The following is a 25,246-nucleotide window of genomic DNA, read 5'->3' as shown; positions in this document are numbered from 1 at the left end:
ACACGATGATCATCTTTGCGCCTACGCTGGCTCGCGGAGCAAGTACCGACCGGTCGTCGCACGCGCTGAGTATCTCAGTGCGCCAGTATGATTGAGGAGAGTAGTAGTGCGAACCGATGGAGATACCTGGGATATCGTCAGCAGCGTCGGCATCACCGCCCTGGGAGTCGCGACATTCCGGGCGACCGAGACCGCCCAGCCCGATGCTCTGATCCGCGACGACTGCGCCCGGTTGTTCGTCGAGGCCGCGGCCGAGCCGCGCTCACTGCAGGCCCTCGCCGCACCCGGTGACGCGGAATTCCTGCCCGTGGCACGCCTGATCGGGGTGCGCACGAAGTTCTTCGACGAATTCTTCCTCGCCGCGGCCGCCTCGGGTGTGCGGCAGGCGGTAATCCTCGCGGCCGGGCTGGACGCGCGCGGGTACCGGCTCGACTGGCCGGTGGGCGCCAGCGTCTTCGAGATCGATCAGCCCAAGGTGCTGGACTTCAAACATCAGGTGCTGGCGGACAACGAGGTGGTGCCCCGGGCGGTCCTGCGCGCCGTCCCGGTCGATCTGCGCGACGACTGGCCCGCGGCCCTGTTCGACGCCGGATTCGACGCCGACCGTCCGACCGCCTGGTCCGCCGAGGGCCTGCTGCCCTATCTGCCGGGCGCGGCGCAGGACGCCCTGTTCGAGCGGATCGATACGCTCTCGGCCCACGGTAGCCGCGTGGCCGTGGAGGGTTTCTCCGGTCGTCCCGATATCGCGCGCATCTCCCAGGCGGCCACGCAGGAGATGGCGACCAGCCCCTTCGGCGACGTCGACGTCACCGAACTGTTCTACAACGATGAGCGGACCGATCCGGTCCAGTGGCTGACCGACCGCGGCTGGCAGGTCGATTCGGCCGACGTCACCGAACTCTCGGCCCGGTACGGCCGCCCGGTCCCCGAACTTCCCGGAGGTTTGGCCGATATGCACAACGTGGCCGCATATCTGACCGCGACGAAGTAGTCGGGCCGACCCCGGTCGGCTACGCGGTGACCGCGAGCCGCTGGACCAGCCAATCCCGCAGCGGGGCTGCGTATTCCTCGCGTTCGAGGGCGAAATCCACTGCGGCGCGCAGGTATCCGCCCGGGTTGCCGATGTCGTGGCGAACACCGCGGTGCACGACAACGTGGACAGGGTGTCCCTCGGCGATGAGCAGGGCGATGGCGTCGGTGAGCTGGTACTCCCCGCCCGCGCCCGGCTCGATGCGGCGCAACGCGTCGAAGATCGCCCGATCGAGCAGGTAGCGACCGGCTGCGGCGAGGGTCGACGGGGCGTCTTCGACGGCGGGTTTCTCCACCATGGCGTTGACCCGCAACACATCCGGGGCATGCGCGTCGGGTGCCGCCGCGACGTCGAATACACCGTACGCGCCGACCTCTTCGCGGGGCACCTCGAACGCGCACAGCACACTGCCGCCCCAGCGGCGGCGCACCGCGGCCATCGTCTGCAGGACGCCGTCCTGCTCGGACGCGGCAACTCCGGCGGGCGGGCGGACCAGATCGTCGGGCAGCAGCACCGCGACGGCGTTCTCGTCGGGCGCCAGGACCGATTCGGCCTGCAGCACAGCATGTCCCAGTCCCAGCGGACGCTGTTGCAGCACGGTGTCCACCTCGAGCAGTTTGGGCGCGCGACGCACCCGTTCGAGCAGACCGAATTTGCCGCGTTGGGCGAGCGTGCCCTCCAGCTCCGGATCCTCGGTGAAATGCTTTGCCACGGAACTCTTTCCGGGTGAGGTGACGATCACCATCCGGTCGGCGCCGGCCTGTGCGGCCTCCTCGGCCACCAGCTCGATTCCGGAGGTGTCCACCACCGGAAGCAGTTCCTTGGGCACGGACTTGGTGGCGGGCAGGAATCGGGTGCCCAGCCCGGCCGCGGGCACCACGGCCGTGCGGAACTGGCGGGGTGTGGTCGGGGCGGCGTGGTCCATGTGGATCTCCTTCGAGTGCCGGATTGCCGTTCGCGATTCGGTACCGACGCTAAGGAGCCAACCTGTACGGAAGATGGGAACAGCCTCCCGTTACCTGGAGAACGCCCCCGACCTGCGTGATCTCACTCACACCGCCCCGCGGGCGCTACCCGGTGGCGCCCACCGGCGCGCCACTCGCGACCGGATCGCCCACCGGCCGCGCCCGAACCAACGCCACCATCACCGCCGAGATCAACGCCGCCACCGCGAACACGGTGAATCCCCAGTTCGACAGCTCGTGCGCGACCAGGACACCACCCAGCCAGGGCCCGAATACCGCGCCGAACCGGCCGATACCCGAGACCCAGCCCAGTGACGTGGCCCGGATGCTCGGCAGATAGTAGGTGCCGACCGAGGCGTAGATCAGCGTCTGCGCGCTGAACAGGAATCCGCCGGTGAGGAAGACGTCCACGTAGGTCAGCCACAGCGGCATGTGCACCGCGAGCAGCCCGATCCCGATCATGGTGGCCGCGAACCAGATGACCGTCACCCGCCGCGGGCCGAACCGATCGGCGAGCCGCCCGGCGACCAGCATCCCGACGATGCCGCCGAGGTTGATCACCAGCAGGAAGCTGATCGCCGAACCGAGGTTGTAGCCGTGCGCGCGCATCATCGTGGGCAGCCAGGTGTTCACGCCGTAGACCAGCAGCAGTCCGCCGAACGAGGCGATCCAGAACAGCAACGTCACCGAACGCAGTGCGGGAGTGAACAATTCGGAGACCTTGCCGCGTCGCTGCTGTGCGTCGCGTTCGGGCGTGTAGGCCGCGAGCGAAACCCCGAACCGGTCCGCGACCTGCTGCGCTCGCTCGGTGCGGCCCGAAGCCATCAGATAGGTCAGCGATTCGGGCAGCAGGAACATGATCGCGGGGACCGCGATGACGACCGGCGCGGCGCCGAACCAGTACACCGAACGCCAGCCCAGCGACTCGACGATATTCATCGCGACCGCCCCGGCGATCGCGCCACCGGCCTGATGCGCGGTCATCAGGAAGGTGACCGCGATGTTCTTGCGCGCCGCCGGGGCGTACTCCATGACCATCGAGATCGCGGTCGGCAGCAGCACGCCCAGCCCGATACCCGCGGTGAATCGCGCGGCGCCGAAGGTCGACACGTCGGGCGCCATACCGCAGACGGCCGCGGACAGCGTGAACACCAGCACCCCGCCCAGGATGATCTTGCGGCGGCCGATCCGATCGGTGATCACTCCCGCGGCCAGCGCGCCCAGCAGCATGCCGAAGGTGTTGAAGCTGCCGATGTCCCCGGCCACGGCCGGACTCAGACCGAAGGCCTTGTCCTTGAACACGCCGGGCAGCGTCGCGCCGTAGACGAACAGATCGAGTCCGTCGAGCAGAACGAGGAACCAGCAGACCGCAGTGACCTGAAGCCACAGCCGCCGGGAGGGGGCGGCCGAGACGCCACCGGATTCGAGCGAGGACACCTGTGTCCCTTTCGTAGAGCTACATCCAGTGATGGAGGTTACATCGGTAGCAATATCATCAACAGTATTTCGAGCAGAATTGTTAACATTCTGCTGTCGAGCGACCTCGCCGAGATCGCGGCGCGGCCGACCGATCGGCGCGGCAGCTGCCTAGTCCTGCGAACCCGCGAGATCCTCGGCGGTCGGCGTCCCGTGGGTGTGGAAGGACTCGATCGTGCGCAGACCCCACGCCTGCCCCTTGGCGCGTTCGGCCTCGGTCCAGTCCACCCGTTTCCAGTCCGGAGCCAGAATCAGCCGCGCACCGGCATTGCACAGTTCGATGCGGTTGCCACCGGGCTCGTAGACGTACAGGAAGAACGTCTGCTGAATGGCATGCTTGTGCGGGCCGGTCTCGATGAACACGCCCTGATCCAAGGCGACGTCGCAGGCCCGCAGGATGTCCGCGCGGCTGTCGGCGGCGAACGCGATGTGGTGCAGCCGCCCCGACAGCCCCAGGTTGTCGCGGGTGTAGACCAGGTCGTAACTCTTGTTGGTGAACGTGGTCCAGGTGCCCGCGACCGAACCGTCGTTCAGCACGATCTGCTCGGTCGTCATCGCGCCGAGGGTCTGCTCGAGGAAGTCGCGATTGTCCACGGGACTGCGGCCGAGGAAGTTGACGTGATCGAGCCTGCGCGCCGGGACGCCGCCGCTGGGATAGGCGCCGGCCTGATTCTTCAGCGACGGACGGTCCTGCTCACCGCACTCGTACCACTCCGCCTCGTAGTAGAGACCGAATTCGTGACCGTCCGGATCGGTGAACAGGTAGGTGGGTCCGAAGCCGGATTCGCCTTCGGCCCAGCCGATTCCGCGCCCGGCGGCCTCCAGCGCCGCGACCCGCCGGGCCAGCGCCTCGGGGCTGGTCGCCCGCAGGTGCGTGCGGCCGATGCCGCCGTGCCGGTGCGCGCGCAGGGTGAGGGTGTGGTGCTGATAATCGTCCCAGGCGTGCAGATACACCTCGTCCTTGCTCTCACCGACCACCCGCAACCCGAGGAAATCGGTGAAGAATGCGACGCTGCGCTCCAGCGTCGGCGTCAGCAGCTGTACGTGCGCCAGATGCGCGATGTCGTGACCGGGGGCCATCTTCTAGTCCTCCTCGAGCAGCAACGCGCGCCTCAGGCGCGCGCAAAAACCTTGCCTGCGAACAATTTCCGAGCGGTGCGGACCACACCGGCGCTGCGCACGAGCGGCGGCTGCACGGTCCGGTCCAGGTCCATGTCGACCAGCAGATGTCCGGACGGATGTTCCACATCCACCCGCCGCAGATCCGCGGGCCAGGCCGCGGTGCGGTCGTGACCGACCGCACCGGGCGTCCGCATCGCGGTCACCGCGCTGATCGCCGCGAACACCCCGAGCGCGGTATGCGGGCGCACGGGGATGAACGAACGCGTGCACACCCGGCCGCCGTCGCGCGGGGAGGCGAGCAGAATCGTCTTGGGCACAGAGGATTCCGCGACGTCGCCCAGGCCCATCCGCTCCGCGGCCGCGCGGCGCAACCGATCCACGCGTTCGGTCAGCGCGGCGTCGGCGGCCAGGTCGTCGGGCGATTCGTAACCGGTGAGCCCGAGGCTCGCGGCCTCGGCGACCACGACCGGCATCCCGTTGTCGACGCAGGTGATCTCGATGCCCTCGACGGTATCGCGCACGCTGCCGGTGGGGAACAGTCCGGAGGTGGCCGAACCCGCGGTGTCCTCGAAGGCGAGCGTCACCGGCGCGGCCGTGCCGGGCACGCCGTCGATGCGGGTGTCGCCGTCGTACACCGGACGGCCGTCGCGCACCGGGAACGTCGCGGTAGCGATTCCGGCGGAATTGACCAGATATATTCGTACCGAACAGGTTTCGCCCGATGCGGCGACGATTCCGGATTCGACGGCGAACTGCCCGACCCCGGCCAGGATATTGCCGCAGTTCTGCCGGTCCGAGACCGTCGCCTGTTCGACGCCCAGTTGCAGGAACAGGTAGTCCACGTCGACACCGGGCCGCTCGGACGGCGACACCACCGCGACCTTGCTGGTCAGCGAGGTCGCCCCGCCGATGCCGTCGATCTGGAGCGGATCCGGCGTGCCCATGATCCGCAGCAACAGATCGTCGCGCTCGGCCGGATCAGCGGGCAGATCCGAGGCCAGGAAGTACGCACCCTTGGAGGTACCGCCGCGCATCCACACGCACGCGATACCGTCCCGGTCCGCGCTCGGCGGGACGGCCGTCCCCTCATCGGCGGCCGCCTCGCCGAGCGGATCCGGGTGCCTGGTCATGACTGCTCCCGGGTGGCTCGGTAGTCCTCGTAGGAGACGTAGCTGATGCCGAAATCGGCGAGCCGCTCGCGCAGCCCGTACCGATCCAGACCCAGCTCACCGTTCGTGAACGCCTCGCGGGCCGCCTGTTCCTTGGCGACCCGCGCGGCCGAGAGTTCCAGTGTCCCGGGAACATTCGCCTGCGGCACCCGGACCACGCCGTCGTCGTCCGCGACGATCACATCGCCGGGATTGATCACCTGGCCCTCGATGACGACCGGCACGTTGATCGCGCCCGCGGTGGCCTTGACCGTGCCCTGCGCGCTCACCGCGGTGGACCAGGCCGGAAAGCCCATCTCGCGCAGTTCCGCGACATCGCGCACGCCACAGGCCAGCACAACGCCCCGCACGCCGCGGCGTTGCAGCGCGGTGGCGAACAGTTCGCCGAAAAGCCCATCGCTGCACGGTGAATTCGTCGCCACCACCAGCACGTCACCCTCGCGGCACTGCTCCACCGCGACGTGGATCATCAGATTGTCACCGGGCCAGCACAGGACGGTGACCGCCGTGCCGCCGATCCGCGCGCCGGACCAGGCCGGACGCAGCCGCGGACCGAGAAAGCCGGTACGCCCCTGCGCCTCGTGGACGGTGGCGGTGCCGAACTCGCCGAGTGCGGCAGCATCCTCGACCGAGGCCCGCGGGCACCCGGTCACCACGACGTTCTCCATCACTGTCTCTCCGAATCCCGCGTCGCGCCCTCGTCTGCGAAGGCGATGTCCTGTAATGCATCTCGGGTGGCAGCGGCGATGCGCGGCGTGACGCCGAGTTCGCTCAGCTGCCCGGCCGCGGCCGCCATCTCCTCGGCGCGGCGTGCCGCGTGGGCGTAGGTGCCGGTGATCAGGCGGTCCAGCGTGTCCTGGTCGAAGGACCGGAATTCGGCGGCGATGTGGTCGCGGAACCAGTCCGCACAGCCCGCCGCCTCCGCCCCGGCCAGCCCTTCCACCACCGCCGCGGCCAGACCCTTGTACACCACGCTGCGCAGCAGCTTGCGCGCACTGGCCACCCCGACCGGCCCGGGGACGAGTTCGACCGGAACGCCGAGCGCGTCCATGATGTCCGCGAAAACCATTGCCGCCGAGCCGGATACCTGCATGGGCGTACGAATCCCGCGACCGGGCACCGGAGCCATGATCGCCACGTCGACCAGATCCACTCCGGCCTCGGCGGCCAGTTCGGCCAGCCGTACCTTCGCCGCCGGGGTGCCGGTGTTCGCCTCGGCCCACACCGCCCCGGGCGCCAGTCCGGTGAGCGCCTGCCGCAGCGCGGATTCGGCCTCGTGCGCGGTGGTCAAGCTGAACACCAGATCGACCTCGCGAACGGCGTCCGCGTCGCTCGAGCACTCCCGAACACCCTGAGGTGCGGGCACTTTCGGATCGAACCCGCGCACATCCGCACCCAGGGCGGCCAGATCTCGGGCGAATTCCGCTCCGGCTTCGCCGAATCCGAGTACCGCCACCCGCAGCGGCTCGGGCCCACTCACGAGAGCCGGGCGGTGACGTGCGGGTAGTGGCGAACGAAGGCCTCGGCGCGACTGTTCTTCAGCAGACCCAGGTTCGGGCCCGCGTTACGTTCGAGCTGGACGCCGCGGCGGGCGGCCAGATCCTCGTAATAGGTCCACATGTGCTGCTGAGCACCCAAGCAGCGCATGGCCTTTCGCTTGGTCTCGAAGACCTCGGTGATGTCCAGGAGCACATCGGGGCGGAACTCGCACATCTCCGGCTGATGCGGTTCGAAGCTGAACACCGGCGGCGCGCCCAGCGGTTCGCCGGGTGCGTCGTAGCCGACCGCCTGAGCCAGGACGCGAGCGTCGAGAGCCATCCGGGCCGCGGCCGGATGGTCGCCGTTGTAGGGGTCGGCGAGGGTGTGGGTGAGGACCACCGTCGGGGTGGTCTCTCGGTAGACGCGCACCAATTCGTCGACCAGCTCCGGAGATTCACGCAGCGGATAGTCGCCGGCGTCGAGGAATCGGATATCCGCGCCCAGCACCGCGGCGGCCTGCTCGGCCTCCCCGCGGCGCAACGCCTTGATCTCCTCGAGCTGCTTACCCTCGCGCCACGCCTTGGCCGACTCGCCGCGCTCGCCGAAGCTCAGGCACACCACCGTGGCCCGCTCACCACGCGCGGCGGCCAGTGCGATCGCACCTCCGGCCCGCCAGACGAAATCTCCCGCGTGCGCACTGACCACCAGTAGCGATTCGGACGTGTTCTCGGGCATCGACTCACCTCACTTGCTCCGCGATCGCTCGACCCACTCGGCCGAGCGGCAACATGTCGCACGACACGTTCCGCATCGACGGTAAGTATTGCCGACAAAAATGTCAACAATCCTGTTGCCGAAGAGGGTCGGGGCAGGTCCGGACCGGTGCCGAAGAAGGTCAGGTGGCCCGGCTCAATGCGCCGATCACACTGTCGAGATGATCGCGCATGGCCTGTTCGGCGGCGATCGGATCGCCCGCCACGACCGCGTCCACGATCGCCAGATGCTCGGGGAGCGAGACCTGCGGGCGGCCCGGCCGCAGGGACAGCTGGAACTGATGCCGCACGATCTGCGCGTTGAGCCGGGCGATCAGATCCGTCGCGGTCTCCTGTCCGGCGATTTCCCTGAGCACAGCGTGCAGTTCGTGATTCAGCGTGGAGTACTCCAGCAGTTCGCCGTCCTGCACCGCGGCGGACAGTCGCGTGGAATACCCACGCAGCCGATCGGCGTCCGCCGGGGTGATGCGCTCGGCGGCCTTGGCCGCGATCAACCCCTCGAGCACCTTGCGGCACTCGAGGATCTCCACCGCCTGCTGGTGCGAGACCGAACGCACCCGCGCGCCGCGATTGTGGATCCGCTCGATCAGCCCCTCGGCCACCAGTTCGTCGATTGCGGCGCGCACGCTACCGCGGGTGACCTCGAACTGTTCGACGAGCTCGGACTCGACCAGCCGCTGTCCCGGAGCCACCGCACCCTGCGCGATGGCATGCCGAAGCCGTTCCACCGCAATGGCCTTGCCCTGGGTTCCACGTTCGAGTCCACTGGTCTGCGACACTGACAACCGTCCTGGCGATAGGTGATACTCCGATTGTCAATGATTATGCCAACAATTCGCCGGACGTCGCCGAGGCGCCGCCGCTCACGGGGAATGCAGATGCGTGCGCTGCCCTTCATTGTCCAGGATGCACAGGATTTCCGCGGGGCCGTCCAGGGAGCCGAACGCGTGCGGGACCATGCAGGAGAATTCGGCCGCCTGACCGGCCTCGACCCGCACCCGGCGCTCGCCCAGACGTAGTTCCACCGCGCCGGACAGCACGGTGAACCAGTCCCTGCCCGGATGAACGCGCTGCTCACCGGCCGGTTTGGTCAGGCGCATCTTGGCCACGGTGACACCGTTCGGACCCGAGTCGCGAGTGAGCAGCCAGGTGGTGACGCCGCGGACGGTATCGCGTTCGGGGCGGATCACCACATCCTCGTCACCGACCGGCTCCACCAGCTGATCGAGTGTGGTGCCCAACGCCCGAGCAATGGGCGCGAGCTGATCCAGCGCGATGCGCCGGTGGCCGGTCTCGATGCGGCTGAGCGTGGACGGGCTCAGATAACAGCGGCCGGCCAGTTCGTCCAGGGACCAGCCGCGCGCCACGCGCAGACCCCGGATCCGCTTGCGGACCATGCCGTCCAGATCACCGTCTTGCGTCATAGGCAAGATTGTATGCCCTCTGAGCAAGCGGCGGGTAGCGTCGAATCCATGAGCCACGATCACGATCACCAGCACGGCGGCCACGACCACGACCACCATCACCCGCACGGCGGCCACGACCACGGCGACGAATCCGCCCTGGCCGACCTGCTCGATCTCGACGCGGAGGCGCTGCCCGAATACCTCCCCGAGGTGACGGCGCTGATCCGCGATCACCTCGACGACCGACCCGTCCGGCGCATCCTGGACATGGGCGCCGGCACCGGCAGCGGCGCACTCGCTCTGGCACAACGCTTTCCCGATGCCGAGATCACGGCCGTCGACGTCTCCGAGTTCATGCTGACGCGACTGCGAGACAAGGCCGGCGCCCGCGGCGTCGCCGAACGCATCCACACCCTGCGCGCCGATCTCGACGCCGCATGGCCCGAACTCGAACCCGTCGATCTGGCCTGGGCGGCGAATTCCCTGCACCACACGGCAGATCCGGATCGCGTGCTGACCGACCTGTTCGGCACGATCCGCCCCGGCGGTCTGCTGGCCCTGGCCGAACTGAACTCGATGCCCCGATTCCTTTCCACCGCAGGCGAACTCGGCGAACTCGAGGATCGCGCACACGAGGCCTTGGCCGCCGAGACAGCCGACCACGTCCCGCATCTCGGTTCGGACTGGGCGAGCCTGCTCACCAAGGCCGGATTCGAGATCGACACCGAGCGCCGCATCGTCATCTCGCTCACTCCCCCGCTGCCCGAAGCCGCCGCCCGCCTGGCCCACCGCACTCTCCAGCGCATGCACACCGGCCTCGCCGAGCGCCTGTCCCCGCAGGACGCGACCGCGCTGGATGTCCTGCTCTCCGACGGGCCCGACGGCCTCGCCCGGCGCTCCGATCTCACCGTCCGCGACGAGCGGCCGGTCTGGATCGCCCGCCGCCCCTGAGCGCCATCGGCGAGACGAATCTCATTGCGAGGGTGCGGGTTCGGCGAAGGCTCTGCCGAAACGCACGACGAGAGCCAGGATCACGGCCAGGCACGGCAGAACCCACAGGGCCGCATCGAGTCCGACCAGATCGGCGAGATGGCCGATCAGCGGTGGGCCCGAGACGAATCCGCACCAGCCCAGGGCGGCGACCGCGGCGATCGACGGGCCCGGGTTGGCGTCCGCGGCCACCCGGCCCGCGGCACTGAAGGCGCTGGGTACCACCAGACCCAATCCGAGTCCCATACAGGCGAATCCGAGCAGGGCCACGACGGGCTGACGCAGGATCAGCGCCGCGCCCATACCGCAGGCGAACACCATGGCCAGCACCGGAAGCAGTGCGGTGGGACGGAATCGGCGCTGTAATCCCGTGCCACTCAACCGCATCGCCACCATCGCCAGCGCGAAAGAGGCGTAGCCCAGACCCGCCGTCGCGGCACTGGTGCCGAGTTCGTTGCGCAGGTAGGCCGCAGACCAGTCCGCCGCGGCCCCTTCGCACAGCATCGAGGCGAACGCGACCGCGCCGAGCAACCCGATCACCGCCGACCATCGGCTGCGATCCGAGGCGCGGTCCGCGCGCGACCGCGGGGCCGAGGTATCGCCGATCAGGTACCGCGACAACACTTCCACGGCCACGACGGCCAGTACGCCGAGTACCGCGAGCTGAGCGGTCAGGCCGATCCCCAGGCCCACCGCGCCGGAACCGATCAGCCCGCCCGCGAACCCCCCGACACTCCACATGCCGTGCAGCCGGGACATGATCGGGCGGCCCACCGCCTTCTCGACGGTCACCGCCTGGGTGTTCATCGCGACGTCGACCATTCCCTGCATCAGTCCCCAGAAGTACAGCGCGACGAACAGCAGAACCGGCGAATCCGCCAGTCCCACACCGATTCCGGCGACGGCGTAGCCGGCGATGGAGATCCGGATCAGCCACGGGCTGCCCAGTCGCGGCAGCAACCAGCCGCACAGCACCATCGCGGTGACCGATCCGATCGGCAGGCCCAGCAGCGCGGTCCCCAGGGTCCCGTCGCTCAGGCCCAGCGCCTGTTCGACACCCGGGATGTGCGCGGTCCACGAGGCGAACAGGACAGCCTGCACGAAGAAGGTCACGCCGACCGAAATCGGCGCTGCCCCAGAGGTTCTCGATGCACCGGACCGATCCTGTTCGGTGCGGCAGGGCAGATCAGACACAGTGCACCTCGATACCGTCCGCACGTAACGCCGCGACCACGTCCTCGGGCGCGTCGACATCGGTGATCACCATGTCCACAGCCGTGGTCGGGCAGACCACCGCCATCGCGGTGCGGGCGAACTTGCTCGAATCGACCATCGCGATGGTGCGGGCCGAGGCGGCCATCGCGGCCCGCTTGACCGCCGCATCGCCCAGGTCGTAGGCGGTGACACCACGACGCGGATCGAATCCGCAGCAGGTCAGCAGCATGGTGTCCAGCCGCAGTTGCGCGAGGTTCTGCTCGGTCATCGGGCCGACCAGGGAGGACTCCCCCGCGCACACCGTCCCACCGGGCAGCAGCAGTGATACGCCGGGTGCGCAGGCCAGCGAACCGAACTCGGACAGGGCCAGCGGCACGACCGTGAGCCGCCGCTGCGTCAGACAGCGCGCGGCCGCGGAACCCGTTGTGCCACCGTCGAGTACGACCGATTCACCGTCGGAGATCCGGGCCACGGCCGCCTCGGCGATCCGCGCCTTGGCCTCGGCGCGCTCGAGCTCGCGCATCGCGAAGGGCAGCCCCTCCCCGCGCAGCATGGCACTGACCGCACCACCGCGCACCCGCCGCAGCACCCCGGCCTGCTCGAGTTCGGCCAGGTCACGCCGGATCGTCACCTCCGAAGCGCCCAGCGCCCGCGACAGGTCGGCCACGCTCACCGCTTCCGCCGACCGCAGTGCCCGCACGATCTGCGCCTGCCTGGTCTCGCCGTATGCCATCGCTCGAACGTACATCAGATGTGATCATTCGAAAGCAAAAACTGATCGAATCGACCGGAACGAGCCATCGCGGCTTTTTACTCACGGTGATCGTGGCCGATGGCAATCCCGCCGTGACGGCGGAGAATTCTGCGGACCGGTGCACCGGGCGCACCCCCGCGTCCGGGCTGTCCGTACGACGACGGGAGGTTGGGTGACCACGTCACTGCCTGTGAAACTCAAGCACGCCAAGGATATTCATCCCGGTATCGACTTACCGTCGATGCACGAGGCGGTGCGAGCCGAACGCACACTGTGGTCCCCCGCCGAGTTACACGACCTCACCAGCACCGTGGCCGCCGAATTCGGTACGCGCCTGCGGGATATCGTGCGTTTCGACCCCGAGCAGCGCTGGTGGACCCGGCTGGCCTTGACCATGGGCGTGGAGGTGTGGCTGCTGTCGTGGACGCCCGGCCAGGGCACCGAGCCGCACGATCACGGCGGCGCGGCCGGCGCGTTCACCATCACCCTCGGCGAACTCGACGAGCAGTACCGGCACAGCGGCGGCCCGGTCCGCGCGGCGCACTGGCACAGCGGCGACACCGTCGCCTTCGGTCCCGGCCGCGCCCATCAGCTCAGGAACGGCGGCACCGGCCCGGCCGCCACGATCCACGCCTATTCCCCGCCGCTGCGCCCGGTGCGCGAATACCGCGCACTCACCGACTTCGCCGGTGTGGAACAGTCGCGATAGTCGAGCAGGAGGTATCGCGATGAGCATCGAGGACAAGCTCGCCCGCGCACGGGCCGGACTGGACCGGGTCGATCCCGAACGCGCCGCGGCACTACAGCGCGAGGGCGCACTGGTCGTCGACATCCGTCCGCACGCGAATCGCCTCGCCGAGGGCGAGATTCCCGATGCCGTCGTGGTGGAACGCATCGTGCTGGAGTGGCGGCTGGATCCGCACGGCGATCACCGGCTGCCGGATCTGACCGCCGAGACTCCGGTGGTGATCGTCTGCAACGAGGGCTACGCCTCGAGTCTGGCCGCCGCCGACGCCCAAGAGCTGGGACTGCACCGGGCCACCGATCTCGTCGGCGGCTTCCGGGCGTGGAAATCGTCCGGATTGCCGGTGGTTGCTGGGGGATCGCCAGCAGTTCCGTAGAGCTCGATCTAGGCGCGGGCAGCGGCGAGGAAGGCCCGGATCAACTCGGGTGATTTGACGCCCCGCTCGCTCTCCACGCCACTGGAGACGTCCACGCCCCACGCCCCGGTCGCCTCGACCGCAGCGCGAACGGTGTCCGGGCGCAGGCCACCGGCCAGCACCCAGCGGCCGGCGGGAGCGGCGAAATCCGGTGCACCCCAATTCCACGCCTTGCCCGAGCCGGGGTCCGGGGCGTCCAGTAGCAACAGGTCCTCACCGAGTTCGCCGAGAAGCGGCGTCCGCTGCCCCGCCGCGACCGCACGAATCAGGGTGCGGCCGGGCGCGCGCAGCGCCTCGTAGTAGTCCGGCCCCTCGTCGCCGTGCAACTGGATCGCACGGATACCGCTGTGTTCGGTCAGTTCGCGAACCTCCTCGACCGATTGGCCGCGGAAGACGCCGACGGTCAGCACATGATCGGGCACGCGAGCGGCGAGCCGGTGCGCGGTCGGCGCGTCGACGGTGCGCGGACCGGCCGCGAAGACGAATCCGACCGCGTCGGCACCGGATGCGACAGCGACGTCCACATCCCGCTCGGTCCGCAGCCCACAGATCTTGACGAAGAGATCGGCCATATCCGCAGTCAACCAAAACGCCCCGGGCACGCGACGGCCGGACCCCACCGGCCCACATCGCGACCAGGGCATCTACGCGCGGTCGGACACTGTCGCAAGGCCACGTAACGGAAAGGTTGCCAGGAGTTGTCCAATCGCCCGGCAAAACGTAGTAGCGTGGTATCGGTATCGAGGGCTGGAGGCACCTGCGACGTGTGCGCCGTCCTCGACACCACAGAGGGAAAGATTCACTCCGGTTCACCCCGGCGCTAGGCGGTGCCAGCGCCGAGTTCTCGTGTGTCCATCGCCTGTTCGGTTCGACAAGTCCACACCGATGTTCTGCCTCGTCACAAACTCACAGCACCGTAGCTGAGGAGGAATACCGTGAGCAGCACCATTTCCCAGGCCGATTCGACGGTTCGCGAACTGCCCGTTCCTGGCGGTCCACTGCATATCGTCATGGTGGCGCCGCCGTATTTCGACGTGCCACCGGCGGGTTATGGCGGCGTGGAGGCCGTGGTCGCCGAACTGACCGACGCCCTGATCGATCGCGGACACCGGGTGACCCTGCTGGGCGCCGGAAAGAACGGTACGAGAGCACGTTTCGTCCCGGTGTGGGAATCCACGATTCCCGAACTGCTCGGCCAGGCGGCTCCGGAAGTCCACAACGCGCTCAAGGTCCGCCAGGCGGTCGAACGGATCGCGGCGGTCGATCACATCGATATCGTGCACGACCATACCTTCGCCGGGCCGCTCAACGCCCCCACCTACAGCGAGCTGGGCATTCCGACCATCGTCACCGTGCACGGGCCGGTGGACGGCGATCCGGGCGAGTACTACCGCGCCCTGGACGACACCGCCCACCTGGTCGCCATCAGCGACCGCCAGCGCAGTCTGGCCGCGGATCTGAACTGGGTCGGGCGCGTCTACAACGCCGTGCGCCCGAGCGAATGGCCGTTCCGCCAAGAGAAGAAGGACTACGCGCTGTTCCTGGGCCGGTACGCCGAATACAAGGGCCCGCACCGGGCGCTGCGGGCCACGCACGCGGCCGGCCTGCGGCTGGTGCTCGCCGCGAAATGCAATGAGCCGGAAGAGAAGGCGTTCTTCGAATCACAAGTGCGGCCGCTGCTCACCGACGACGACAGCGTCTTCGGTGAGGCAGACGCCGTCGCCAAACGCCTGCTGCTGGCCTCGGCGCGCTGCCTGCTGTTCCCGATCGGCTGGGAGGAGCCCTTCGGCATGGTGATGATCGAGGCGATGGCTTGTGGCACACCGGTTGTCGCGTTGCGCGGCGGCGCGGTCGAGGAGGTGGTCGAGGACGGCGTCACCGGCATCATCTGCGACGACGAGGCCGAACTTCCCGCGGCCCTGGAGGCGGTGCGCGATATCGACCCCGAGAAGTGCCGCCGCCGGGTCGAGGAGCATTTCTGCGTCGATGGGCTCAGCGCGGGTTACGAGGCGGCGTATCTCAAAGCCCTTGCCCCACAACGTACTGCGGCCTTGCTCGGCGGCTCGGTCAGCACCATGGTCGTACGGCCCCCGACCGTCGCGCAGACCCAGGTGAGCAACGCATGAGCGCGGCGATCGCAGACATCGAGGAGGTGGCGTCGTGAGCGCACCGCAGGTCTTCAATGCCGGACCGCCCGTCGGGCTGGGCGGCGGTCAGTCGACGATCACGCTGGTCGAGGCGAATACCTTCTGCCTGTCCGACAATCTCGGCGACATCCATCCCGGCACCGCCCAGGGCCTGTTCTATCGGGACACCCGCACGATCTCGCGCTGGGAGCTGCGGGTGGAAGGCCAGCACGCCGAGCAGCTGACGGTGCTGACCCCCGAATCGTTCAAGGCGCGCTTCGTGATGCGCGTGCCGCCGCGGGCGGGTGTGGCCGACAGCACGCTGCTCATCGTGCGCAGCCGCCTGATCGGCGACGGGCTGAAAGAGACCGTGACAGTGCACAATCTCGGCCACGAGGACACCGCCCTGCGGCTGATCCTGCACGCCGAGGCCGATTTCGCGGATCTGTTCCTGGTCAAGGAGGGGCGCAGTCATCACGGCAGCGCCGAGGTCACCGTCGCCGGATCCGAGCTGCACTTCACCGATCACGCAGATCCGGGCCGCGGCCTGATCATCAGTGCCACAGGCGATCCCGTGGTGCTGCCGGGCGCACTGAGCTGGCGGGTAGTGGTGCCCGCGCGCAATCAGTGGCGGGCCCAGGTGTTCGCCCAGCCGGTCGCCGGGCACCGCCGGGTGCAGATCTCCTGCGGCGAGGAGGACAGCCCGATCACCCGGATGACCGCATGGCGCGCCACCTCGACCGATCTCACCGCCACCGACCCGCGCCTGACCTACATCCTGCGCCGCACCGAGAGCGATCTGGGCGCGTTGCGCATCGATGAGGGCGGCGGCCTGCCCACCTACGTCGCGGCCGGTGCGCCCTGGTTCATGACCCTGTTCGGCCGCGACAGCCTGCTCACCTCGTGGATGGCGCTGCCGCTGGACTCCGAACTGGCCGTGGGCACGCTGCGTCAGCTGGCGAGGTTGCAGGGCACGACGGTCGATCCGATCACCGAGGAGGAACCCGGGCGCATCATGCACGAGATGCGCCGCGGGCCCGCCGGTGAACGCGTCCTGGGCGGCAGCGTCTACTACGGTTCGATCGACGCCACGCCGCTGTTCGTGATGCTGCTGGCCGAGTGCCGCCGTTGGGGCGCAGAGGAATCCGCGGTGGCCGAGCTGATTCCGGCCGCGCGCGCGGCCCTGGACTGGCTCGAGCATTTCGGCGACTGCGATGACGACGGACTGGTCGAGTACCGCCGCAAAACCGATCGCGGGCTGGTCAATCAGGGTTGGAAGGACAGCTTCGACTCGATCAGCGACGTCACGGGGCGGCTGGCCGAACCGCCGATCGCCCTGTGCGAGGTGCAGGGCTACACCTACGCCGCCCGGCTCGCGGGCGCGGAACTGGCACGGGCGCGCGGTGACGAGGCCGCGGCCACCCGCCTGGAACATCAGGCCATTGCGCTGAAGGAGCGTTTCGATCAAGCGTTCTGGGTTCCCGAAAGGGGCTGGTACGCACTGGCTCTCGATCATCGCAAACGCCCCGTCGACGCGCTGTCCAGCAATGTCGCGCACTGCCTGTGGACCGGCATCGTCTCGGACGAACGCGCCGAACAACTGATCGCGCACCTGGCCGATCCGGATATGGACAGCGGATTCGGGTTGCGCACCCTGTCCGCGGCGATGGGCGCGTACAACCCGATGAGCTATCACAACGGTTCGGTGTGGCCGCACGACACCGCTCTGGCGGTGGCCGGACTGATGCGGTACCGGCACATCCCGGGCGCCTGCGAGCTGGCCGAACGCCTGGCGAGAGGGCTGCTGGACGCGGCGCTGCACTTCAACGGGCGGCTGCCGGAGCTGTTCTGCGGGTTCGGCCGCGACCAGTTCCACTCGCCGGTGCCCTATCCGACCTCCTGCTCACCGCAGGCCTGGGCCAGCGCCGCGCCACTGCTGCTGGTGCGGTCGTTCCTGGGCCTGTCCCCGGACGTGCCGAACCGGACCCTGGACATCGCACCGCATCTGCCCGCGCGCTGGGGACAGCTGATGCTCAGCGATCTTCGGCTGGGTCCGGTCACGGTCGGCATCGAGGCCGAGGGCAACACGATGCGCGTGGAGGGACTGCCCGGGGACTGGATGTTGAACGGGGAATGCTCCGAGGTCGAGGAACGCGTCACCGTCGACGTGCGATAGCCGGACGACGTTGCGGCTCAGTCCTTCTCGCTGATTTCCGCGAGCCGGTCCACTGAACCGAGGAGTTTGTCCGCGGTGGTGGCGCGCGCCCGGACCTGACGCTTCTCGTCGGTGAGCAGCGTCCAGTCGTAGGTGTGGGTGACCCGGGTGCGACCGGGGCCCAGCAGTTCGAGCTCCCAACGCCACAGATGTCCGGGCGGCTCGTGGCCGGGTTCGGAAGGCCGCCAGGCGATTCGGCGGCCCTCCTCGAACTCCACCACGTGGTTCTCCCGGATCTGGCCGATGGTGAGCTGCATGGTGAACACCTCCCCGGCCGCACGCACGCGCTGACCCGCGGGTGCGGTGGCGAGGTTGTCGTTACCGTCCCATCGCGGCTGCTGCGCGGGATCGGCGATCAGCTCGAAGATCCGCGCGGCGTCGGCCGCGATCTCGCGATGGACGGTGACGATACGGGGCACATCGACGTCGTCGGTCATGCTCCGATCGAACCACGATGTGCCCGAGCGGCCAGGTTCAGGCCGCCTGGTTCTCCGTCGGTCCCGGTAGGCGCCGGTGCACCGGGCCGGCCACCCGGCACAGCTCCGCACGCAGGGCGCGGTGTTCCGGGCACAGAGACCGGGATCCGTGGCGGATGAACGCCGGATCCAGACGCTGAGCGAAGGTCAGATGATCACGGCGCCAGCAGTCGCCGCAGACGAGTTCGTTCATGACGGACCTCCTCGTTCCCCCCTGCACCCGGGGGGTGGCACAGGGGTTCCCGATCCGAATGTCGTTCAGCCCTCTCGACGCCGATATCGGCCGAACCGTTACGGACCTCACCTGCAGTGTAGGCGGGATTATCCGCGCAAGGGCACCCTCAGGGGGCGATGAGCCGACGGGCCGCGAGCACCGTGGCGGCCCGGAGTTCGCCGACGTCGGCGCGATTGTCGTGCAGCGCGTGCACCGCCGAGGTCCGGGCCAGATCGGTGAGCAGCGTGAGCAGGGTGAGCGGATGGAAGGTGTCGGTGATCAGTCCCGCGGCCTGACCCCGCCGGAGCTCGGCGAGCTTGGGCGTCACCGCATGTCGGATGGCCTCGTCGGCCGCGGGGATCTCGGTGTGCTCGATATCCGCCCACGCCTGGAGCCGGGCGTCGTCCGGATTGCGCAGGTAGTGGTCGAACAGGCGGCCGATGTAGGCGGGGATGTCCTCGGCGTCCAACGCGGTCTCGGCGGTCGTCTCACTCACCCATTGCGCGGTCACCGCCGCGTACAGCTCCTCCTTGCCGGTGAAGTACGCGTACAGCCGGTCCTTGCTGGCGTGGGCGGCCGCGGCGATCCGGTTGATTCGCGCACCCGCGATTCCGTACCGGGCGAATTCCGCCTTGGCTGCGGCGAGAATTCGCTCCTTCGTGGCATGTCCGGCTGAGCGCATTCCGGAATCCTATCTTGCCGAACCATTTGGTTCGGGTGTAGATTTCGCGAACCAAATGGTTCGGCAAGAGTGGAGATGCGATGACCGAGACGATCCGACCCTGGCGCGAGCTCGCGGCGTTGCCCGAGGGGGTTCCCACCGCGGAGCTGGACCAGCTGTGGGCCGGACTCGAGACCGTGCGCGCCGAGGACATCCTGGGCGAATGGAAGGGCGCGGCCTTCCGCACCGGTCACCCGCTGTGCCGCGCGCTGGACCACAGCCGCTGGTACGGCAAGACCTTCCTGTCCCCGTTCGAGGCCAAGCCGCTGATCTGCCGGGCCGAGGACGGAACGCTGTTCTCCGACATCCAACTCGGCGGCGGCGGTGAGGCATCGCTGTGGAACATCGAGTTCCGCGGCGAGGTCACCGCGACGATGGTCTACGACAAGCGCCCGGTCTTCGACCACTTCAAACGCCTCGACGAGAACACCCTGATGGGCATCATGAACGGCCGCCCCGATCTGGTGCTCGCCGACGGCGAATACTTCTACTTCCTGCTCGAGCGCGCCTGATGCCCACCACATCGGCCGCGATCTCTCGCGATCCCCGCACCGAATTCACCATCGAACCGGTCGAGATCGACCACCCGCGCGCGGACGAGATCCTCGTGCGCGTCGTGGCCGCCGGGATCTGCCACACCGATCTGGTCTCGCGCGCGGCCGGTGCGCCCGATCGGCCGATTCTGCTCGGGCACGAGGGCGCGGGCGTCGTGGAAGCGGTCGGCGCGGATGTGCGGGGCGTGCGGCCGGGCGATCAGGTCGTGCTGAGCTATCGGCATTGCGGCGCGTGCCGGAACTGTCGTCTCGGTCGTCCGGCGTACTGCGCGAGCGCGACGAAACTGAACCAGTTCGGGGCCCGCCCGGACCGCACGCCACGAGTGCGGATCGGCGCGACCGCCGTGCGCGACGGCTTCTTCGGTCAATCCAGCTTCGCCGGATACGCCCTGACCACCGCGGACAACACCGTGGTCGTCCCGCCCGGCACCGATCCGATCGTGGCCGCTCCGCTGGGCTGCGGATTCCAGACCGGTGCGGGCGCGGTGCTCAACGCACTGCGGCCCGAGCCGGGGGCCTCGCTGGTCGTCTACGGTGCGGGCGCCGTCGGCATGGCCGCGCTGCTGGCCGCGAAGACGCTCCCGGACGTCGATGTGATCGTGGTCGAACTCTCCCCCGAACGCCGTTTCCTGGCAATGGAATTCGGCGCGTCGGAGGCGTTTGATCCCGCCGACGGGGATACCAGCGCTACCATCCGCGAACGCACCGGCGGCGGGGCCACCCACGCACTGGACACGACCGGGCGACCCGAGGTGCTCGCGAATGCCGTGGCGGCCTTGGGAATCGGCGGCGTCGTCGTGGTGGTCGGTCTCGGCGTCGGGGTCCCGCCCATCGATCTGCGCGATATCGTCCTGTCGGGCAAGACGATTCGCGGATGCCTCGAAGGTGATGCGGCGCCCCAGCGGTTCATCCCCGAATTGCTCGCACTGCACGCTGCCGGGCGACTGCCGCTCGAGCGGCTGGTGCGCGGCTACCCGTACACCGAGATCAACGCCGCGCTGGCCGATCAGCGCGCGGGACGAGTCGTCAAACCAGTTCTGACCTGGTAAAGGACGGCCGCCTGAGCACGCGACGCCGCACGCACCGGACTCGGATCCGTGTGAGCCGAGGGTGCCCGAAGGATGCGGCGCGTGCGCCGGCCGTTCCCGCCGGACCGAGACCATCGGCCCAGCGGGCGCGCGTGCGTGATCGGTCGGTGCGCCTTGCTTGGGTAGGGTCGCGGGCAGGCCGGGCGCATCCGGCGGGTTTGTCGGGAGGAGTGCCGCACCATGCCGCTGTTCGGGCGAGATGCCGAGCTGAAGGATCTGAGCGCCTACCTCGAGGGGCCCGGGGAACGCAGTGGCGTGCTGATCGAGGGCGGGCCCGGTATCGGAAAATCCGCGCTGGTGGCGGAGAGCGTCACCACGGCGGCCATCGCGGGGGTGCGCGTGCTGCGCACCGCGGGCACCGAGGCCGAACAGGATTTCGCCTACGCCGGACTGCACCGGCTGCTGTATCCGCTGCGGCGCGGTCTGGATGCCTTGCCGAAACGCCAATCCGAGGCGCTGGCAACGGCTTTGGGGCTGGCGGACGGCACCGGCGAGCCGAGCGCGTATCTGGTCGGGCTCGCGGCGCTGACCCTGCTGTCCGACGCCGCCGCCGAACGCCCGCTGCTGATCGTCGCCGAGGACGTGCACTGGCTCGATCGGCTCAGTGCCGAGGTCCTGGCCTTCCTGGCCCGTCGCGTCGACACCGAACCCATCGTCCTGATCGCCACGATCCGGGACGACGCGAACTCACCGCTGAGCGACGCGGAACTCGCGCGCCTGCCGCTCGGTCCACTGCCCGACGACCAGGCCGCGGCACTCCTGGATTTCGCCGCGCCCGATCTGCCCGCGGCCGTGCGCCGGCGGCTGCTCGCCGAGGCCCGGGGAAATCCGCTCGCGCTCGTCGAATTGCCCACCACGGCAGCCGATCTCGACGAATCCGCGCTCACCCTGCCGCTGCCCGAACGACTCGAGCGCGCCTTCGTCGCCCGCACCGCCACACTGCCACCGGCGTGCCGCTGCGCGTTGTTGCTCGCCGCGCTGGACGACAGCGGCTCGATCGCCGAAATTCTCGCTGCCACAAGCATTCTCCAGCAGACTCCGGCCGATCCCGAAATCCTCGCGCCCGCCACCGAGGCCCAGCTGATCGACCTGAGTCCGGACACGCTGACCTTCCGGCATCCACTGATGCGCTCGGCCGTCGCCGCCGCGGCCACGCCCGAGCAACGCCGCGGCGCCCACCTCGCCCTGGCCGAGGTGCTCACCGATCTGCCCGACCGCAGCCTACGACATCGTGCCGCAGCCACGCTGGGCCCGGACGAGCAGATCGCCGCCACCTTGGAGAATTTCGCCGAGCGGGCCCGGCATCGCGAAGACGCGATCACGACGCTGGAACGCGCGGCGGCCCTGAGCCGGAGCCCGGCCCGGCGCGCGGACCGTCTGCTGCGCGCGGCCGAGACCGCGGTCGACGCCGGCCGGCGTCCCACCGCCGAACGTCTGGTCGCCGCCGCGCGCACCGTGGCGCTGACCTCCGGACAGCAGGCCATCGCCAACTGGCTGCTCAGCGGATTCGACGACGGTGTACGCGAAGACCCGTCGCGCATAGGCGAACTCGCCGATCTGGCTGCATCGGTTGCATCGGACGGCCACGTCGATGCGGCGAAACGCATCCTGTGGGGTGCGGCGATGCGCTGCTTCTGGTCCGAACCCGGCCGCGACGCCCGTCGCACACTGCTCGCGGTCGCCGATGAACTACCGGTCCCGGACGACGATCCCCGCCTGGTCGCGGTCGCCGCATACGTCGCCCCGCTCGACCGTGGCGGACCGGTCATCGCGCATCTGCGAGCACGGGCGGCGGCGACTGGGCACGATCCGGAGGTGGATCGCTTCCTCGGCAGTGCGTCACTGCAGGTGGGTGCGTTCGACCTGGCCGCGCAGTTCTCCGCGGCCGCGGCGACCGGGCTGCGCGCGGTCGGTGCGCTGGGCGCGTTGCCGCGTGCGCTGACGGTGCAGTCGTGGAGCCTGACCCGGCTCGGCGATCTGGCCGCCGCCGCACCCGCGGCAGCCGAGGCCGCGGCCTTCGCCCGGGAGACCGGCCAGCCGTTCATGCACGGTCTGGCCATCGCCGTCCAAGCCGAAATCGCCGCGCTCCGTGGGGATTACGACCAGTCCGGCACCCTGCTCACGGAGGCCGAGCGGATCGGGCTCGCCTCCGGCGCGCGGCCGGTGCTGGCGACCGTGCAACTCACCCGCGGACTCGTCGCACTCGGCGAGGGCCGATTCGACGACGCCTTCACCGATCTGCTCCGGATCCACGATCCCGGAGACCCGTCACATTCACCGGCATTGCGCACCTACTTCCTGGCCGAACTCGCCGAGGCGGCGATCCGCTCCGGAAACACCCGGCACCTGCGGGATCTGCTCGACGGGCTCGAACCCGCCACGCGATCCACCTCCTCCCCCGCCCTGCACATCGGTATGCGCTACGCACGGGCCGTTCTGGCCACCGACGACGCCGAGGAACGGTTCGCCGACGCACTGGCCGCGGCTGCGCCGGCCTGGCCCGCCGAACGCGGCCGCCTGCACCTGGCTTACGGCGAGTGGCTGCGGCGACAGCGCCGGGTCATCGAGTCGCGAACCCATTTACGCACGGCCAGAGCAACTTTCGACGCACTGGGCTTCACCGCCTGGAGTGCGCGCGCCCGCCGCGAACTGCGCGGCGCCGGTGAAACGAGCCCGCACCGCACCCCGGACGCACGCGAGATGCTCACCCCGCACGAACTGAGCATCGCCCAGCTCGCCGCCACCGGCCTGACCAACCGCGAGATCGGGCAGCAGCTCTACCTGTCCCACCGCACCGTCAGCACCCACCTCCACCGAATCTTCCCCAAACTCGACATCAGCTCCCGCACCGAACTCGCGCACCTGTTCCCGCCGGAAGCCACACCGAACAAGTAACGCCCGCCTGCGCCGTGCCCACGGGACAACCGAAGGCGACGGTGTCCGAATACCGCACACGGTTACGTCATTCGACGGACGCGCTGTGGTCGGCGCACTGCCTAGCGTCAGCGGCGCGGACCGGGTGATCGTGAGTTGTCGACTCTCCCTCCCGTCCGCTGCTCGTTGACGACACTTCGGCAGGAGATCGGATGACCCTCAACAGACGACTATTCGGCGGAGCGCTCGCCGCGGGCGCGGCAGGGCTGGCCGCAACGTCGCTGAGCGGATGTTCCCCGGATTCCGGCGGCGGGAGCGCCGCCACGACCACCGTGGGTCAGCAGCTGCGCGCGGGATCGGGTGCGCACACCACGCTGGGCGCCATCAAGCACGTCGACGCCGGTGTGCTCGACATCGGATACGCCGAGTTCGGCCCCGCGACCGGTCGGCCCGTCGTACTGCTGCACGGCTGGCCCTACGACGCCTACAGCTACGCCGACGTCGGGCCGCTGCTGGCCGATGCCGGATACCGCGTGCTCGTGCCGTATCTGCGCGGCTATGGCCCGACCACCTTTCTGTCCCCGCAGACCGTCCGCAACGGACAGCAGTCGGCCATCGCGAAGGACATCGTGGACTTCATGGACGCACTGCACATCGACAAGGCCATCCTCGGCGGATACGACTGGGGCGCAAGGACTGTCGACATCATCGGCGCACTGTGGCCGCAGCGGTGCAAGGCGCTGGTCGCGGTGAGCGGCTACATCGTCACCCAGCAGGCCGTGCAGCAGCAGCCGCTGACGCCGAGCGCCGAACTCGGCTGGTGGTACCAGTACTACTTCGCCACCGAACGCGGCCGCGCGGGCTACGCGCGGTACCGCCACGACTTCAACAAGCTGATCTGGCAGCGTGCCTCACCGGCCTGGAAGTTCGACGACGCCACCTACGACCGCAGCGCCGCGGCCTTCGACAATCCCGATCACGTGGACATCGTCATCCACAACTACCGCTGGCGGCTGGGCCTTGCCCAGGGCGAACCGCAGTACGACGCCTACGAACAGCAGCTCGCCACCGGACCAGCGATCAGTGTGCCCACCATCACCGTGTCCAGCGACTTCGACGGCGCGGCCGCGGACGGCAAGACGTACGCGAGCAAGTTCACCGGCAAATACGTCCATCGAGTGCTCGACGGTATCGGGCACAATGTCCCGCAGGAGGCGCCGAAACCGTTCGCCCAGGCCATCATCGACGCGGATCACCTGTAGCCCGGAATACGTCATCGCAGCGTCATCCGGCGGATGTGGCACGACCCGCACCTGGACGATGCTCGACATGCGGCCGGACGGGTTCCGAACCAGCCGCCCGCACCCCATCGACCGGTCGTCGCCTTCCCCCCACACGGCGGCCGGTCGAGCCCGCCACATCCACCTGCTCGATCTCGA

At 69.1% G+C, this 25,246-nt stretch carries 25 protein-coding genes; 10 read left to right on the top strand and 15 right to left on the bottom strand.

The genetic code is table 11. The annotated features are described in order from the left end of the window. Positions 1-106 precede the first annotated feature (106 nt). Positions 107-991, top strand: coding sequence for a class I SAM-dependent methyltransferase (locus K7711_RS18575; protein ID WP_222970659.1), 885 nt, complete (start codon positions 107-109; stop codon positions 989-991). A gap of 19 nt (positions 992-1,010) precedes the next feature. Here K7711_RS18575 and K7711_RS18570 read toward each other — a convergent pair whose 3' ends face one another. The 9 genes from K7711_RS18570 to K7711_RS18530 form a co-directional block, all read right to left on the bottom strand. Next, on the bottom strand, positions 1,011-1,955 hold the full coding sequence (locus tag K7711_RS18570; RefSeq protein ID WP_222970658.1) for a UTP--glucose-1-phosphate uridylyltransferase: 945 nt from the start codon (positions 1,953-1,955) through the stop codon (positions 1,011-1,013). Between the two features lie 145 nt (positions 1,956-2,100). Further along, positions 2,101-3,432 (bottom strand): MFS transporter, encoded by a 1,332-nt coding sequence (locus K7711_RS18565; protein ID WP_222970657.1) that lies wholly within the window; start codon positions 3,430-3,432, stop codon positions 2,101-2,103. Between the two features lie 150 nt (positions 3,433-3,582). Continuing rightward, on the bottom strand, positions 3,583-4,551 hold the full coding sequence (locus K7711_RS18560; protein WP_222970656.1) for a VOC family protein: 969 nt from the start codon (positions 4,549-4,551) through the stop codon (positions 3,583-3,585). Positions 4,552-4,583: 32 nt separating this feature from the next. Beyond that, the gene (locus tag K7711_RS18555) at positions 4,584-5,723 is read right to left on the bottom strand and encodes a 4-oxalomesaconate tautomerase (RefSeq protein WP_222970655.1); all 1,140 of its coding nucleotides are present in this window, start codon (positions 5,721-5,723) and stop codon (positions 4,584-4,586) included. Next, entirely contained in the window at positions 5,720-6,430 is a 711-nt protein-coding gene (locus K7711_RS18550) for a 4-carboxy-4-hydroxy-2-oxoadipate aldolase/oxaloacetate decarboxylase (protein WP_222970900.1), read from the bottom strand. The genes K7711_RS18555 and K7711_RS18550 overlap by 4 nt, the downstream gene beginning before the upstream one ends. Then, a complete protein-coding gene (locus K7711_RS18545) occupies positions 6,430-7,242 on the bottom strand; it encodes an NAD(P)-dependent oxidoreductase (protein ID WP_222970654.1) in 813 nt (270 codons plus the stop codon). Before K7711_RS18545 ends, K7711_RS18550 begins: the two co-directional genes overlap by 1 nt. Continuing rightward, a complete protein-coding gene (locus K7711_RS18540) occupies positions 7,239-7,976 on the bottom strand; it encodes a PIG-L deacetylase family protein (RefSeq protein ID WP_040820563.1) in 738 nt (245 codons plus the stop codon). The genes K7711_RS18545 and K7711_RS18540 overlap by 4 nt, the downstream gene beginning before the upstream one ends. A gap of 160 nt (positions 7,977-8,136) precedes the next feature. Next, positions 8,137-8,793 carry a GntR family transcriptional regulator gene (locus K7711_RS18535; RefSeq protein ID WP_308014815.1) on the bottom strand — a complete coding sequence of 219 codons (657 nt, stop codon included), beginning with the start codon at positions 8,791-8,793 and terminating at the stop codon, positions 8,137-8,139. Positions 8,794-8,877: 84 nt separating this feature from the next. Then, positions 8,878-9,438: a helix-turn-helix domain-containing protein gene (locus tag K7711_RS18530; RefSeq protein ID WP_222970652.1), complete on the bottom strand. Its 561-nt coding sequence runs from the start codon at positions 9,436-9,438 to the stop codon at positions 8,878-8,880. Between the two features lie 48 nt (positions 9,439-9,486). Here K7711_RS18530 and K7711_RS18525 point away from each other — a divergent pair, with 48 nt between their 5' ends. Then, complete coding sequence (locus tag K7711_RS18525) at positions 9,487-10,371, top strand: class I SAM-dependent methyltransferase (RefSeq protein ID WP_222970651.1); 885 nt, start codon at positions 9,487-9,489, stop codon at positions 10,369-10,371. Between the two features lie 21 nt (positions 10,372-10,392). Here the strand turns inward: K7711_RS18525 and K7711_RS18520 are convergent, their stop codons facing one another. Together K7711_RS18520 and K7711_RS18515 are read right to left on the bottom strand one after the other, a co-directional pair. Continuing rightward, positions 10,393-11,604 carry an MFS transporter gene (locus K7711_RS18520; RefSeq protein WP_308014814.1) on the bottom strand — a complete coding sequence of 404 codons (1,212 nt, stop codon included), beginning with the start codon at positions 11,602-11,604 and terminating at the stop codon, positions 10,393-10,395. Continuing rightward, positions 11,597-12,358: a DeoR/GlpR family DNA-binding transcription regulator gene (locus K7711_RS18515; RefSeq protein WP_222970649.1), complete on the bottom strand. Its 762-nt coding sequence runs from the start codon at positions 12,356-12,358 to the stop codon at positions 11,597-11,599. Before K7711_RS18515 ends, K7711_RS18520 begins: the two co-directional genes overlap by 8 nt. Before the next feature lie 193 nt (positions 12,359-12,551). Here K7711_RS18515 and K7711_RS18510 point away from each other — a divergent pair, with 193 nt between their 5' ends. After that, positions 12,552-13,088 (top strand): cysteine dioxygenase, encoded by a 537-nt coding sequence (locus tag K7711_RS18510; RefSeq protein ID WP_222970648.1) that lies wholly within the window; start codon positions 12,552-12,554, stop codon positions 13,086-13,088. Between the two features lie 19 nt (positions 13,089-13,107). Beyond that, on the top strand, positions 13,108-13,500 hold the full coding sequence (locus K7711_RS18505; RefSeq protein ID WP_222970647.1) for a rhodanese-like domain-containing protein: 393 nt from the start codon (positions 13,108-13,110) through the stop codon (positions 13,498-13,500). A gap of 8 nt (positions 13,501-13,508) precedes the next feature. Here K7711_RS18505 and K7711_RS18500 read toward each other — a convergent pair whose 3' ends face one another. Continuing rightward, positions 13,509-14,111: a phosphoribosylanthranilate isomerase gene (locus K7711_RS18500; protein ID WP_222970646.1), complete on the bottom strand. Its 603-nt coding sequence runs from the start codon at positions 14,109-14,111 to the stop codon at positions 13,509-13,511. Between the two features lie 438 nt (positions 14,112-14,549). On the opposite strand from K7711_RS18500, the gene K7711_RS18495 reads away from it, so the two are divergent. Both K7711_RS18495 and K7711_RS18490 read left to right on the top strand, forming a co-directional pair. Then, positions 14,550-15,665, top strand: a complete 1,116-nt coding sequence (locus K7711_RS18495; protein WP_222970899.1) for a glycosyltransferase family 4 protein — start codon at positions 14,550-14,552, stop codon at positions 15,663-15,665. A 34-nt stretch (positions 15,666-15,699) separates the two neighbouring features. After that, positions 15,700-17,841: an amylo-alpha-1,6-glucosidase gene (locus tag K7711_RS18490; RefSeq protein WP_222970645.1), complete on the top strand. Its 2,142-nt coding sequence runs from the start codon at positions 15,700-15,702 to the stop codon at positions 17,839-17,841. Between the two features lie 17 nt (positions 17,842-17,858). On the opposite strand, the gene K7711_RS18485 is transcribed toward K7711_RS18490, so the two are convergent. The 3 genes from K7711_RS18485 to K7711_RS18475 form a co-directional block, all read right to left on the bottom strand. Continuing rightward, positions 17,859-18,317 carry an SRPBCC family protein gene (locus K7711_RS18485; RefSeq protein WP_222970644.1) on the bottom strand — a complete coding sequence of 153 codons (459 nt, stop codon included), beginning with the start codon at positions 18,315-18,317 and terminating at the stop codon, positions 17,859-17,861. A gap of 37 nt (positions 18,318-18,354) precedes the next feature. After that, positions 18,355-18,549: a hypothetical protein gene (locus K7711_RS18480; protein WP_222970643.1), complete on the bottom strand. Its 195-nt coding sequence runs from the start codon at positions 18,547-18,549 to the stop codon at positions 18,355-18,357. Positions 18,550-18,697: 148 nt separating this feature from the next. Further along, positions 18,698-19,252 carry a TetR/AcrR family transcriptional regulator gene (locus K7711_RS18475; RefSeq protein ID WP_222970642.1) on the bottom strand — a complete coding sequence of 185 codons (555 nt, stop codon included), beginning with the start codon at positions 19,250-19,252 and terminating at the stop codon, positions 18,698-18,700. A gap of 80 nt (positions 19,253-19,332) precedes the next feature. On the opposite strand from K7711_RS18475, the gene K7711_RS18470 reads away from it, so the two are divergent. The 4 genes from K7711_RS18470 to K7711_RS18455 all read left to right on the top strand — a co-directional run bounded on the left by K7711_RS18470 (position 19,333) and on the right by K7711_RS18455 (position 25,069). Continuing rightward, a complete protein-coding gene (locus K7711_RS18470) occupies positions 19,333-19,803 on the top strand; it encodes a DUF4334 domain-containing protein (RefSeq protein WP_222970641.1) in 471 nt (156 codons plus the stop codon). Then, positions 19,803-20,894, top strand: a complete 1,092-nt coding sequence (locus tag K7711_RS18465) for an NAD(P)-dependent alcohol dehydrogenase (RefSeq protein WP_222970640.1) — start codon at positions 19,803-19,805, stop codon at positions 20,892-20,894. The genes K7711_RS18470 and K7711_RS18465 overlap by 1 nt, the downstream gene beginning before the upstream one ends. Positions 20,895-21,113: 219 nt before the next feature. Then, positions 21,114-23,828: an ATP-binding protein gene (locus tag K7711_RS18460; protein ID WP_222970639.1), complete on the top strand. Its 2,715-nt coding sequence runs from the start codon at positions 21,114-21,116 to the stop codon at positions 23,826-23,828. Positions 23,829-24,019: 191 nt separating this feature from the next. Further along, positions 24,020-25,069 (top strand): alpha/beta fold hydrolase, encoded by a 1,050-nt coding sequence (locus K7711_RS18455; protein ID WP_222970638.1) that lies wholly within the window; start codon positions 24,020-24,022, stop codon positions 25,067-25,069. Positions 25,070-25,246: the final 177 nt, after the last annotated feature.

Source organism: Nocardia coffeae, assembly GCF_019890715.1.
Classification (GTDB): Bacteria; Actinomycetota; Actinomycetes; order Mycobacteriales; family Mycobacteriaceae; genus Nocardia; species Nocardia jiangxiensis.
The sequence above is the reverse complement of the archived record's forward strand: the minus strand, read 5'-3'. Positions and strand labels throughout refer to the sequence as shown.